At 69.6% G+C, this 11687-nt stretch carries 13 protein-coding genes and 1 pseudogene; 7 read left to right on the top strand and 7 right to left on the bottom strand.

The window, feature by feature from the left end; translation table 11 throughout:
• Nucleotides 1-35: 35 nt before the first annotated feature.
• The 3 genes from OG552_RS21010 to OG552_RS21020 all read right to left on the bottom strand — a co-directional run bounded on the left by OG552_RS21010 (nucleotide 36) and on the right by OG552_RS21020 (nucleotide 3704).
• Entirely contained in the window at nucleotides 36-1640 is a 1605-nt protein-coding gene (locus tag OG552_RS21010; protein WP_329135179.1) for a DUF2637 domain-containing protein, read from the bottom strand.
• Nucleotides 1641-1808: 168 nt separating this feature from the next.
• Complete coding sequence (locus OG552_RS21015) at nucleotides 1809-2636, bottom strand: DUF3558 domain-containing protein (protein ID WP_329135181.1); 828 nt, start codon at nucleotides 2634-2636, stop codon at nucleotides 1809-1811.
• Between the two features lie 192 nt (nucleotides 2637-2828).
• The gene (locus OG552_RS21020; protein WP_329135183.1) at nucleotides 2829-3704 is read right to left on the bottom strand and encodes a hypothetical protein; all 876 of its coding nucleotides are present in this window, start codon (nucleotides 3702-3704) and stop codon (nucleotides 2829-2831) included.
• Nucleotides 3705-4004: 300 nt separating this feature from the next.
• On the opposite strand from OG552_RS21020, the gene OG552_RS21025 reads away from it, so the two are divergent.
• The 6 genes and pseudogenes from OG552_RS21025 (at nucleotide 4005) to OG552_RS21050 (ending at nucleotide 8102) form a co-directional block, all read left to right on the top strand.
• Complete coding sequence (locus tag OG552_RS21025; protein WP_329135185.1) at nucleotides 4005-5261, top strand: RtcB family protein; 1257 nt, start codon at nucleotides 4005-4007, stop codon at nucleotides 5259-5261.
• 339 nt (nucleotides 5262-5600) lie between these two features.
• The gene (locus OG552_RS21030) at nucleotides 5601-5798 is read left to right on the top strand and encodes a hypothetical protein (protein ID WP_329135187.1); all 198 of its coding nucleotides are present in this window, start codon (nucleotides 5601-5603) and stop codon (nucleotides 5796-5798) included.
• A 22-nt stretch (nucleotides 5799-5820) separates the two neighbouring features.
• On the top strand, nucleotides 5821-6207 hold the full coding sequence (locus tag OG552_RS21035; RefSeq protein WP_329140969.1) for a type II toxin-antitoxin system death-on-curing family toxin: 387 nt from the start codon (nucleotides 5821-5823) through the stop codon (nucleotides 6205-6207).
• Nucleotides 6208-6356: 149 nt separating this feature from the next.
• Nucleotides 6357-6764 (top strand): annotated as a pseudogene (locus OG552_RS21040) (RtcB family protein); the annotation flags it as partial.
• A 76-nt stretch (nucleotides 6765-6840) separates the two neighbouring features.
• A complete protein-coding gene (locus tag OG552_RS21045) occupies nucleotides 6841-7464 on the top strand; it encodes a hypothetical protein (protein ID WP_329135189.1) in 624 nt (207 codons plus the stop codon).
• Between the two features lie 338 nt (nucleotides 7465-7802).
• On the top strand, nucleotides 7803-8102 hold the full coding sequence (locus OG552_RS21050; protein WP_329135191.1) for a hypothetical protein: 300 nt from the start codon (nucleotides 7803-7805) through the stop codon (nucleotides 8100-8102).
• Between the two features lie 124 nt (nucleotides 8103-8226).
• Here OG552_RS21050 and OG552_RS21055 read toward each other — a convergent pair whose 3' ends face one another.
• Both OG552_RS21055 and OG552_RS21060 read right to left on the bottom strand, forming a co-directional pair.
• Entirely contained in the window at nucleotides 8227-8754 is a 528-nt protein-coding gene (locus OG552_RS21055) for a GNAT family N-acetyltransferase (RefSeq protein WP_329135193.1), read from the bottom strand.
• Complete coding sequence (locus tag OG552_RS21060; RefSeq protein WP_329135195.1) at nucleotides 8751-8975, bottom strand: hypothetical protein; 225 nt, start codon at nucleotides 8973-8975, stop codon at nucleotides 8751-8753. Before OG552_RS21060 ends, OG552_RS21055 begins: the two co-directional genes overlap by 4 nt.
• A 158-nt stretch (nucleotides 8976-9133) precedes the next feature.
• Here OG552_RS21060 and OG552_RS21065 point away from each other — a divergent pair, with 158 nt between their 5' ends.
• Nucleotides 9134-9637 carry a hypothetical protein gene (locus OG552_RS21065; RefSeq protein WP_329131284.1) on the top strand — a complete coding sequence of 168 codons (504 nt, stop codon included), beginning with the start codon at nucleotides 9134-9136 and terminating at the stop codon, nucleotides 9635-9637.
• Here OG552_RS21065 and OG552_RS21070 read toward each other — a convergent pair.
• Together OG552_RS21070 and OG552_RS21075 are read right to left on the bottom strand one after the other, a co-directional pair.
• Nucleotides 9594-10385 carry an IS5 family transposase gene (locus OG552_RS21070; RefSeq protein ID WP_329131283.1) on the bottom strand — a complete coding sequence of 264 codons (792 nt, stop codon included), beginning with the start codon at nucleotides 10383-10385 and terminating at the stop codon, nucleotides 9594-9596. The genes OG552_RS21065 and OG552_RS21070 overlap by 44 nt on opposite strands.
• Nucleotides 10386-10591: 206 nt before the next feature.
• A complete protein-coding gene (locus OG552_RS21075; RefSeq protein ID WP_329135197.1) occupies nucleotides 10592-11653 on the bottom strand; it encodes a helix-turn-helix transcriptional regulator in 1062 nt (353 codons plus the stop codon).
• Nucleotides 11654-11687 lie beyond the last annotated feature (34 nt).

Below are 11687 nucleotides of genomic sequence, written 5' to 3' on the forward strand. Positions count from 1 at the left end.
GACCCCGGGGGTCAGGGGATGAGGACCCCGGGGGGCTACGGGATGTGCTCGGTCTCCTGCTCGGACTGGAAACGGGTGCGCAGTTCGCGGATGGCACCTATCAGCTCGCGCTGCTCCGGCGCGGTGCCGCCGAACTCGTTCTCCAGGATGCGGGCGAGCTGCCGGGCGTTGTTCGGACGCTCCCCGGTGCTCAGCACATGGTTGCGGTAGGCGCCGAAGTAGGCCTCGGAGGCGGGGATGCCGTCGGGGAGGTTGAGGCCGGCCACCGGATACGTCTCGGCGTCGGAGTCACCGCCGGGGGCGGGGGGTTCGGGCTCGGGCTGGGCGGGCGCCGCGGACTGGGCGGCCTGCCGGTACTGCGGCTGCTGGTACTGGGCTTGCTGGTACTGGGGCTGCTGGTACTGCGGCTGGGCCGCGTACGGGGGCTCGCGGAACTCCTGGGCGCTGTTGCCGTTGTAGCCGTTCGCGCCATTGACGCCGTTCGGGGCGCCGTTGGGCGTGCCGTTGATGTCCGGGTTGCCCAGTGGCCGCTGGCGGTACGGGCCGTTGGGGACCATCACCTGCGGTTGCTGCTGCGGCTCCGGCTCGAACTGCTGCGGTCCCTGCGGCTGTTGCGGGTCCTGCTGCTGGGGCGGCCGCTGGTTCGGGTACGCCTGTGCGTAGGGGGCGGCGAACCACGGGCTGTCGTGGGTGCCCTGCCACTCCTCGAACGACGGCTGCTGCTCGTACATCTGCTGCTCGTAGAGCCGCTGCTGGTCGTACACCTGCTGCTCCTCGAACCCGGGGTCGTACCCCTGCTCGTGCGAGGGCTCGGCCGCCGCCTCGGGCTGCCGGGCGCCGGGCGCGGCCGTACCGGTCGCCGCCGCGGGCGCCTGCTCCACCTGGTCGGCCGGTGCGGCCGGCGTCACCGGCTCGACCTTGACCGCCTCCAACTGCCGTACCGGCGAGCTGAGTTCGATGCCGGCCGCCTCAAGTCCCGCGTCGGCGGTCTCCGACAGCGGCACGCCGTACTTCGCCAGCCGCAGCGGCATGAGCGCCTCGATCGGGGCCCTGCGGCGCCACGCGACGCCGTACCGCGCCCGCAGCCTTGCCCGGTAGACCAGCCGGTCCTGCTCGCGGCGGATGACCTCTTCGTACGACCGCAGCTCCCACAGCTTCATCCGGCGCCACAGCTTGAAGGTCGGGACCGGGGCGAGCAGCCAGCGGGTGAGGCGGACGCCTTCCATGTGCTTGTCGGCGGTGATGTCGGCGATCCGGCCGATCGCGTGCCGGGCCGCTTCGACCGAGACCACGAAGAGCACCGGGATGATCGCGTGCATCCCGACGCCGAGCGGATCCGGCCAGGCCGCGGCCCCGTTGAAGGCGATGGTGGCGGCGGTGAGCAGCCACGCGGTCTGCCGCAGCAGCGGGAACGGGATGCGCAGCCAGGTCAGCAGCAGGTCGAGTGCGAGCAGCACCACGATGCCCGCGTCCACGCCGACCGGGAAGACGTTCGCGAACCAGCCGAACCCCTTGTCCAGCGCGAGCGAGCGCACGGCGGCGTAGGAACCGGCGAAGCCGATCCCGGCAATGACCACCGCACCCGTGACGACGATGCCGGCCAAGATCCGGTGCATCCGGGTCAACTGTATCGCGGCCACCCGCGACCCCTCCTGCCGCTGAAAAGCTCCTGCCCCCGTGAACTGGCGGCCCCAGACTGCCATACGGGCGCGCAGGCGTGGGCATCCGTCCGTCGGACAAATGTACGGATAGCCGGGCGGGAGGGCGGGAACTTCCGGCAGTTGTTACTTGCCGCGGCCCCGGAAGCGCTATCCGGACAGGCCGTCGGAGTCGCTGGAGGAGCTGGTGGCGGTGCCCTTCGGGGTCCCCGTGCTGCCGCTGGTGCCGCCCGAACCGCCGCTGCCGTCCGTCGAGTTCGACGGGTCCGACGGGTCCGACGGGTTCGCCGGATTCGCGGATGAGACCGACGCCACCGCGTCCTTCGCGGCCCGCTGCGCCCCGCTGTTCACCGTCGAGGCGCTCGGGTTCTTCTTGCCGACCAGGCCGGCGCCGTTGTACTCGACGATGACCACGACGTTGCCGGTACGGGCCACCACCGTGTCGTTCTGCGAGGTCACCTTGGCCACGGTGGCCTTGCCGCTCACCGAACTCGCCTGGTCGCCGATGCCGGCCACCGCGGTGGTGGTGAAGCCCTTGACCGCGCCCAGCTCGGCGACCTCGTCGGCGTACCGCTTCTTCGCCTGGTCCTCGGCGCCGCCCAGTTCGGTCGAGGAGGTGAAGCGCTGCAAGGTGACCGAGAGCCAGCGGTACTGGTAGCCGTCCGAGCCGTTGCCGGTCCAGGAGCAGCCGCCGCGCAGCGCTATGTCGGAGGTCTCGCTCTCCGTGCCGCCGCTCGACTTCGCCTTGGGCACCAGGGCGGAGACGGTCTTCTTCGTCACCGTCTTGCAGGAACCCGGCAGCGTGCTGAACCTCGCGGGGGCGAGGGTCGGCGCGGCCGTCGTCTTCGAGGCGGTGCCGCTCGCCTTGTCGTCCGAACCGCCGCCGGAGTCGGGAGAGCATCCGGCGAGCAGCATCGCGGGCACGGTCGCGCAGGCGAGCAGGCCGGCCAGGCGCGGGGCGGTGCGACGTCGTTCCATGGGTCCGGTGGTCCTTTGCTTCTGCGGCTCGTGCGGGGCGGCCTGTGGGGGCTTCCTGTGCGGGGCGGCCTGTACGGTGCGGCTCGTACGAGGCGGCTCGTGCGGCTTGTACCGTGCGGCTCGGGCGTACGCCGATGCGGCTCCGGCACCGGCTGGCCATCCACCCTACGGGTCCCGGAGGCGGCCGCCGCCCTAGCTCTCGATCCGGCTCTCCAGCTGGCCGGCCACCTGCTGGGCGTCTTTCTGCAGGTCAGCGCTGTCGGGGTCGGTGCCGCCGCGCGGCGCGGCAGTGGTGTACGTGATGCTCACCACGACGTTCGCGGTGCGGAAGACCAAGGTCACGTCCCGGCTCGGGCCGCTCGGCGCGGTGGCCGCGTTCTTGGGGGTGTGCAGCACGTCGTTGATGAAGGCGGCGTTGCCGACGTCGGCGAGGCGGCGCGGTGCGAGGTCGGGAGCGTCCCCGGTGCCGTCCGAGCCGGTCCCGCTGGCGGAGGGGCTGCCGTCGCCCGGGGTCGCGCTGCCGCTGCCGCTGGGGGTGGCCGGCGTGGTGGAGGCGGTCTGGCCGGTCGGCGGGGTGGTGGCCGGGGTCGTCACGCTGCCGCCGGGAGTGCCGGTCGGCATCAGCGGGATGTCGGCCGCCGCAGCCCTCCGGTCGAAGTCCAGCTCGGCCTGCGCCTCGTCACTGATGCCCGGGTCGTAGGAGACCACCCGCTCGAAGTCGACGCTCAGCTTGTGCGTGGAGCCGTCGGTGCCGGCGCTCTGCCAGGCGCAGCCGACCCGGCGGTCGGTGTCGTACGTCAGCGCCTCGGTGCCCGCGTAGTCCGCCGCGCCGGGCACCAGCTTCTTCAGCGCGTCCAGGCTCACCGACACGCAGGGCTGGGGGAGTGTCTGGTACTTCCCCGGCGGCAGCGGAGAAGCGGCGCCGCCCGCGACCACCGCGGACTTGCTGTCCGTCGCCGCGCTCGGATCAGAGCCTCCGGGCGTACACGCGCCGAGCGCGCCGAGGGCGAGTGCGACGAGACCCACCGCCGCCGCGGCCGGAACCGGCAGCCTTCGCGTAGACCGCACTGAGCGGGCCCCTTCCTGCGCTTTGCCTGTTCATGGGTCGGGTTCACCCGGCCGTGGGGGTGCCGGCGGTAAACCTTTGGCGCGCACGAGCGAGCCCTGGACACAATGTCTACCGCACGCCCCACGGATTGTGCCCGCCGGGGCGGTTCTACGGGTGATGCGCGCCGCTTTCCGGCCGCTTGTTTCCGGCTTGTCCGTCCGGCGTCCAGCTGGTCGTCTTTCGGGTCGTCCGTCCGGTCGTCCATCCGTCCGTCCGGTCGTCATTCCGGTCGTCATTCCGGCTTCTCCAGGGGGAACGTCATGTCGTACACCGAGGTGCCCGGGGTCCGGGTACCGATCCGCATGTGGGCCGACCCGGCCACCGTCGAGGGCGAGGCGATGCGGCAGCTGCGTAACGTCTCCTCGCTGCCGTGGATCAGGGGGCTGGCCGTCATGCCCGACGTCCATTACGGCAAGGGCGCCACGGTCGGCTCGGTGATCGCCATGCAGGGCGCGGTCTGCCCGGCCGCGGTCGGCGTCGACATCGGCTGCGGGATGAGCGCGGTGAAGACCTCGCTGCGGGCGGGCGACCTGCCGGCCGACCTCTCCCGGCTGCGGGGCAAGATCGAACAGGCCATTCCGGTCGGGCGCGGTCGGCACGAGGACCCGGTCGACCCGGGCCGGCTGCACGGTCATCCGACGGCCGGCTGGTCCGACTTCTGGTCCCGTTTCGACGGGCTGGCCCAGCCGGTGCGGTTCCGCGCGGAGCGCGCCGCCCAGCAGATGGGCACGCTCGGCTCCGGGAACCACTTCGTCGAAATCTGCCTGGACACGGAGGACGCGGTCTGGCTGATGCTGCACTCGGGGTCGCGGAACATCGGCAAGGAGCTGGCCGACCACCACATCGGCGAGGCGCAGAAGCTGCCGCACAACCAGGGCCTGGTCGACCGCGACCTCGCCGTCTTCATCTCCGACACCCCGCAGATGGCCGCCTACCGCAACGACCTCTTCTGGGCCCAGGAGTACGCCAAGCACAACCGCGCGGTCATGATGTCCCTCCTCCAGGACGTCGTCCGCGGCGAGCTGCGCAAGGCCCGCCCCACCTTCGACCCGGTCATCTCCTGCCACCAGGAGGACGCCGAAGGTCAGATGAGGACGGTGGAGTACCGCCCCGGTGTCATCAGTTGTCACCACAACTATGTCAGCGAGGAGCGGTACGACGGGATGGACCTGCTGGTGACCCGGAAGGGCGCCATCAGTGCGGGCTCGGGGGAGTGGGGGATCATCCCGGGTTCGATGGGGACGGAGTCGTACATCGTCCGGGGGCTGGGCAACGCCGCGTCGTTCAACTCGGCCTCGCATGGGGCCGGCCGCAAGATGTCGCGTTCCGCGGCCAAGCGGAAGTTCGGCGTCCGGGACCTGGAGGACCAGACGCGGGGCGTGGAGTGCCGCAAGGACTCCGGCGTCGTGGACGAGATCCCGGGCGCGTACAAGCCGATCGGCAAGGTGATCGAGCAGCAGCGGGACCTGGTCGAGGTCGTCGCCAAACTCAAGCAGGTCATCTGCGTCAAGGGCTGACCGTTGTCGAACCAGGGCGGGGGCCGCGTGCCACGTATCGGCACCCGGCCCCTCGTCCTCCGACGGGGTCTGAGGGAGAAGGGGGCCGCCTGGCACCTGGCTCTGTATGAGCCCTCGCGGCCGGCTGCCGTTCTGGTGTCTGCGAGCGGGTGGGCGGGGTGCTTGACCCGTGGCATCGTGCGGAGGAGGCGGACCAGGGCCGCTGCTGGGTCGATGAAGCATCGATATGGCTCTGACCTGCATGTTTTGAAGTTTTGCGGATCTAGTCAGGAGGGAGACTGGCTGGCGTCCGCTAGGCTGGTAGTCTGGTACCAGATTTGGTACCCGAGAGGAGTGACGATGCCTGCGCTCAACGTGACATTCACCGACGAGGAAATGGCCACGCTCCGCCAGCAAGCAGCAAAGGAGGACACCAGCCTGAAGGCGCTCGCTCACGACGCCATCCTTGCCGAGGTCCACCGGCGCAAGGTGACCGCAGCCGCCATGCGCACCGCGCGTATCTCTGCTGGACTGAACAGGCGCCTCGCGGACCTATAGGAGCCTGGCCATCATCGAGTATCTGGACGCCAGTGACGTCCTGCAGATCGCAGAGATCACCCTGGGCGCACGCGTCGGTGTACGGGACTGGGGTCTCTTGCAAAGCGCAGTCGCGCGACCGCGGGCCAGCGTGTTTGGAGAAGACGCTTACCCGACATTGTTCGAAAAGGCCGCAGCGCTCCTTCACTCCATCTCCAGCAACCATAGCTTCGTTGATGGCAACAAGAGGACGGGCTGGGCATCTGCCATCGTCTTCCTCGATATCAACGGCTATGCCCTCAGGGACCCGCTGGACGAAGATGCCGCGGAGAAGTTCGTGCTGGCTGTGGCGCAGTCCCAACTGAACACGCCGGAGATTGCGGCTCGAATCCAGACCTTCGTCGCCTCCGAGTCAGGCGATCTGGACTGAGGCGCGGGCCGCGCACGGCCTCCAGCGCAGACACCCACCCTGCTTCTCCCACGGAGCCTGCCGTGCCGACTCCAGGGCTGAGCCGGTGAGCCACTACGGCCCCGGCGAGATGCCGGAGAGGAGCGACCGGACGCCCTTCGTACTTGATGGAGGCCGTGATGTGCGGGCACCACAACTACGTCTCCGAGGAGCGGTACGACGGGATGGACCTGCTGGTGACCCGTAAGGGCGCGATCAGCGCGGGCTCGGGGGAGTTCGGGATCATCCCGGGTTCCATGGGCACGGAGTCGTACATCGTGCGCGGCCTCGGCAACGTGTCCTCCTTCAACTCGGCCTCCCACGGCGCGGGCCGGAAGATGTCGCGCTCGGCGGCCAAGCGGAAGTTCGGCGTCCGCGATCTGGAGGAGCAGACGCGTGGCGTCGAGTGCCGCAAGGACTCCGGCGTGGTGGACGAGATCCCGGGCGCGTACAAGCCGATCGGCAAGGTGATCGAGCAGCAGCGGGACCTGGTGCAGGTGGTCGCCAAGCTGAAGCAGGTCGTCTGCGTCAAGGGGTGACCGTCAGTGGATCGGGGGCGGGGGCCGCGTGCCGGGCATCGGCACGCGGCCTCTCTCTTCGGAGGGGAGGCTCGGGGTGGGGACCGACATCAGCGGGTTCGTGGAGTGCCGCGCGTGGCGCTTCCACGAGGAGGACGGGGAGGCGTCCACGTGGGGGGCCGCGATCGACATGTTCTTCCTCGACATCACCCGGAACTATGACGCGTTCAGATGTCTGTTCGGTGTGCGGAACTACGCCGGATTCCAGCCGCTCGCCGCGGAGCGGGGCTTGCCCGCCGACGCGTCGGAGACCGTCCGCGCGGAGTTCGGGCGGTGGCCCGGTGAGGTGTTCGGGGCCACCTGGATCACGTGCGCCGAGGTGAAGCGGGTCGACTGGGACGAGCCGGCCGAGACCACCGACCGCCGGGTGCACCGCTACCAGCGCACGGACGAGGGGCTGCGGTATGTGGGAAAAGCCGTCTGGGACGCCGCGCACGCGGAGGCGCTCGGGTCACCGGACGCGACCAGTGATCCGGTTGAGGGCCGGCCCGAGGGGACCGAGTGGACCGTCGGCGACACGGTCTTCCGTGTGCGGAAGATCCGCCGCAGGGACGCCGTGCGGCCGGGCGGAGAGTGGCAGCCGGTCTGGACGGTCATGGAGGCACTGGCCTCGCTGCACGGCGACGACAATGTCCGACTTGTGGTCTGGTTCGACAACTGAGAGGGCGCGATGACCGGGAGCGGCGATGTGTGCGGTCCGGACGAAGACCTCTGCGCGGCCGTCCGCGCGGCTGGTGCCGGCAACGGCCGGAGCCGGCTGAGGTGAACACGTCGAGACGGTGCTTCTCATACGTGGGGCCCGCGGATCTCAGCGCTGCCGTCCGGGCGGAAGACGCGGCCGTCGGGATGCGGACGGGAAGCGATCTCGCCGCCTGGCTTGCGGCTCGGACCGCGGAGGAGCTGAGGGAGCCGTTCACCTTCGTGATCGGTGTCGACGGCAGGCTGCGGCTTGCTCCGCGCCGGAGCGAACACGTGGCGTGCGCGGGCGGGGAACCTGTCTTGAGCGCGGGCGAGATGACCTTCGTGCGCAGGGCCGGAGAGTGGGTGGTCGCCGAGGTCAGCAACCAGTCGACCGGCTACTGCCCCGATGTCGCCACGTGGCCGGCGATGGCGGACGCGCTGGACCAACTCGGCCTGCGGCACCCGGACGGCCTCACACAGGAGGCGGTCTTCCGGCGCTGTCCGAGGTGCCAGGAGCGCAACATCGTCCGGGAGGCGCAATTCGTCTGCGTCTTCTGCGACGCGGACCTGCCCGCCGAGTGGAATCTCCACCAGGCCGCCGACCCCGAACCACCGTAGCCGTTCGGACGGCCCGGCTGTCCGAGGAGCGGTACGAGGGGATGGACCTGCTGGTGACCCGCAAGGGCGCGATCAGCGCGGGCTCGGGGAGTTCGGGAATCCTGGGTCGCGCGCTCGGCCCGAGTCAGGTCAGAGGGAGTTCAGCGAGCATCACCGCGAACAGGGGGGAATCGGGGAAGGGCTGGTCTTCTCCGACCTTGCGGTATCCCCACGACTCGTACATGGCCTGGACTCTGGGATGGCCGGTGTCGACGGTGAGCACCGCCAGATCCTCGTCGCGGCTTGCGAGAAGGGCATGGTGGAGCTGTACGGAGGCACCGGTCTTGCGCCACCTCGGACGGACCATCAGCTCGGAGAGGGCGAAGGTGCGGGATTTCTCGGGGGCAGGGTCGAGGTGCTCACGCCACCATTCCCGTCCTTCTGTCGCAGGGGCGCCGTAGGAGTAGCCGACCGGCTCGTCCCCTTCGTAGCCCATGACACAGGCGAAGCCGTCCTTACTGCCCCAGTGGTCCACGAACCAGGCGAAGCGCTGGTTGAACGGGTCGTCCATCGCGTCGGCGTAAGCGTCGGCGTGCACGTCGATCAGCGTCTGCCGGATCTGCGGCAGGTCCTCGTGTGTGTAGCGCCGCAGGTCCAAGGAGGCAGTGATCATGCCCTGATCCATTCGAGTCGGTAGCGGTCTCCCCACTCTCGCGCGAGGGTGACCGTCGGCGCCAGAGTAATCAAGTCCCGGTAGAAGTCCCCGAGTAGGGACCGGAGCCGTCCTGGAAGCGGATGGCCGGACATCAGGTCGAAGATCTGGGAGGCCGTGGCGCACGCCTGCTCGATGTCCCGCTGGTGGAGTTGGGCGAGCGCCAGGTCCACGAGGGTCATGGCACGGTTGCGGCGGAACTCCTCGGGGATCAGGGCCAGTGCCTTAGTCGCTGTTGTCGTTCCGAATTTGAGGGCGGCGTTTTCACTGGTCAGGCATGGGTTGGGTAGTTCGGTGGGAGGTGTGGCCTGTCGGGTTGTCGCTCGCTGGGGAGGCCGGGATGCCGTCGGTTGTCGGACTGCTGGAACAGCACGAGGTTGCTGCTCGTCGTCGGGTCGACGGGCTGCGGGAGGAGGCTGATCGGATCCAGGCCGAGCTGGCCGAGGCCGAGCAGGAATGGCAGGAGTGGTCGGTCGCCCGCAGGCGAGTCGACGCGGTGCTGGCTTCCGGCGGCGATGACCAGGCGGAAGCCTCCCAAAGCTCGCGGGATGCGGTGCAATCGAGGTCACAGGTGCCTGTGTGGCGCGAAGGGCTTGCCTGTTCGGTCCTGTCGGTGGACTACCAGCGGATCGTGCAGGCACTCGCCGACCGGTCCCGGCTTCATCAAGGGCCCTTGACTTGCCAGGAGATGGCCGCGGTGTTCGGGATGGACGTGGTGCCGGCGCGGGTGGAGGCCTTGCGGGCGAAGGCGAAACGCCTGGTCGCGCGGGGATGGCTGACCGAGCCCTCACCGGGCCAGTTCACGCTGGCGAAGGGTGTGGCCGGGCCAGTCGGCGGGTCATGAGCAGGGTCATCGACCAGTAGACGATCGCCTCCGCGCTGGTGGTGCGGCGTTCGTAGTCGCGTGCCAGCCGGCGGGTGCGCATCAGCCAGGCGTTGGTGCGCTCAACGATCCACCGCTTGGGCAGGACCACGAAACCCTTCTGGTCGTCGCTGCGTTTGACGACCTGCAGGACCAGCGCGAGGACGGCCAGGCAGTGCTCGACGAGGCTGCCGGTGTATCCGCCGTCTGCCCAGACCAGGACCAGACGGTGATGCGCCTCGGCCACCCGCTGGAGCAGGACCTTCGCGGCGGTGCGGTCTCCGACGTCCGCAGCGGTGACCATCACGCCCAGCAGCAGCCCGAGACTGTCGACCACCAGGTGCCTTTTGCGGCCGTTGATCAGCTTCCCGCCGTCGAAGCCGCGGCTGTCCGAGCCCACCACGGCGTCGGCCTTGACCGACTGGGAGTCGATCACGGCGGCCGTCGGCTCGATGTCCCGCCCGGCACGGGTGCGGACCCGGTCGCGCAGCCGGTCGTGGAACTCCCCGATCAGGCCGCGGTCGCGCCAGCGGCGGAAGAACGCGTAGACCCGGTCCCACGGCGGGAAATCGGCCGGCATCGCGCGCCACTTGATTCCGTTGTCGACCAGATACCGGACCGCGTCCAGTATGGCCCGGTGGCAATACGCCTCCGGCTGCCCGCCGCGGCCCCGCATCCAGCCCGGCACCGGCAGCAACGGCCGGACCACCTTCCACTCCTCGTCCGTCATGTCCGACGGATAACGCGGCTGCCGGGCCCCGTTGTCGGCGGCGTTTCCGAACCGGTGTGCCAGGCAGTCACACCCCGGAGTGACCGAACTGGACGGCCCAGCCATCGACACGGAACACTCCAACACCGGGGCCTCCTGACGTTGTTCGTTGATTCGACACCATCGAACTGTTCAGAAGGCCCCACCCTTATGCACCGACCATGCCGTCACCACCCAAACGGGAACCCCGGTTCGAAGCCCACTCCCCAAGGCCGGAACGACAACAGCAACTTATGCCCGGCCGCCTCAGCCCTGGCGGGATTGCCCACCCGGTCCTGGACGATTGCCGTCAGCGCGTGCAACTCGGCCGGCCCGTAGAACGTCGCCCAACTCGGCCGCGGCACCGCCGAATCTGCCTTCCCCAGAGCCACTTCGGCGTGGCCGAGAGACCGCAACGCTGCCTGGCGGTCCATCAGCATGGAGTGCCCGATGGCAGTGCGGACGTGGGCAAGGGAAGCGAAGAAGGGGTCGCGACGGGCAATGGTGTTGCTCTGCGCCGCGAGGGCCGCGTCCACGGCTTGGGCGAAGTTTCCGCGTTCTCGGGCCAGCATGGCCACCGAGATCCAGACGCGCAGTTCTGCCGTGGGGTCGTTGGCCATGCCTGCGAGATAGAGCGCACGTTCCAGGTGCTGCTGGGCCTGGTTCGGGTGGCGGGCGTCGATCGCCGACCAGGCCGCGGTGGCTGTGTAGTCGGCGGCCACGCTGAACAGCCGCTGCCGGATGCGTTGAGAGGCCGCCGACTTCTGGAAAGCCAGGGCCTGCGCCGCTCCCGCCAACGCGGTCTGTTCGAGAGTCTCGTGACCGCCCCGGTCCTGGTCGAGCAGGGCCAGACCATCCAGTCCGTTGCGGAGCCGGATCACTTCTGAGGTTCCTACAGCGGTCGGCCTGCCGCCGGGCATCGGAGCCACGATGGCGGCTGTCGTGCCGGTGGTGGCGGTGAGGAATTCGCGGCGCCTCACAGGCTGCTCCGGTTCGTCGGCGGAACTATGTGTGCCCGCCCGGGCAAAGCCCAACTTCTCGGCGGTACACCCGAATACTGCCCGCAGCGCCTCGCGCTGACGGGGGTGAGGCCAGCGGGTTTTTCCGGTCAGCCAGTGCCGAACTGTCCGGTCGCTGACTGTCCCGTCGTGGCCGTGCTCGCGTAGGTAGCCGTTCACCGCCTCGGCCAGCTCGGCCTGAGTGAAGCCCGCCTCGCGTAAGGCGCTGATGAGGACTCGGTTCTCCTCCACTGACCAAACGTAGCCACAGGGTCCGCATCGCCAG

This window comes from Streptomyces sp. NBC_01476, assembly GCF_036227265.1.
Classification (GTDB): domain Bacteria; phylum Actinomycetota; class Actinomycetes; order Streptomycetales; family Streptomycetaceae; genus Actinacidiphila.

What these genes read in the sequence shown, in the direction of transcription:
- OG552_RS21015 (WP_329135181.1), bottom strand. Translation starts at nt 2,636, where the DNA reads ATGGAACGACGTCGCACCGCCCCGCGCCTGGCCGGCCTGCTCGCCTGC.
- OG552_RS21025 (WP_329135185.1), top strand. Translation starts at nt 4,005, where the DNA reads ATGTCGTACACCGAGGTGCCCGGGGTCCGGGTACCGATCCGCATGTGG.
- OG552_RS21030 (WP_329135187.1), top strand. Translation starts at nt 5,601, where the DNA reads ATGCCTGCGCTCAACGTGACATTCACCGACGAGGAAATGGCCACGCTC.
- OG552_RS21055 (WP_329135193.1), bottom strand. Translation starts at nt 8,754, where the DNA reads ATGATCACTGCCTCCTTGGACCTGCGGCGCTACACACACGAGGACCTG.
- OG552_RS21060 (WP_329135195.1), bottom strand. Translation starts at nt 8,975, where the DNA reads ATGACCCTCGTGGACCTGGCGCTCGCCCAACTCCACCAGCGGGACATC.
- OG552_RS21070 (WP_329131283.1), bottom strand. Translation starts at nt 10,385, where the DNA reads ATGACGGACGAGGAGTGGAAGGTGGTCCGGCCGTTGCTGCCGGTGCCG.
- OG552_RS21065 (WP_329131284.1), top strand. Translation starts at nt 9,134, where the DNA reads ATGCCGTCGGTTGTCGGACTGCTGGAACAGCACGAGGTTGCTGCTCGT.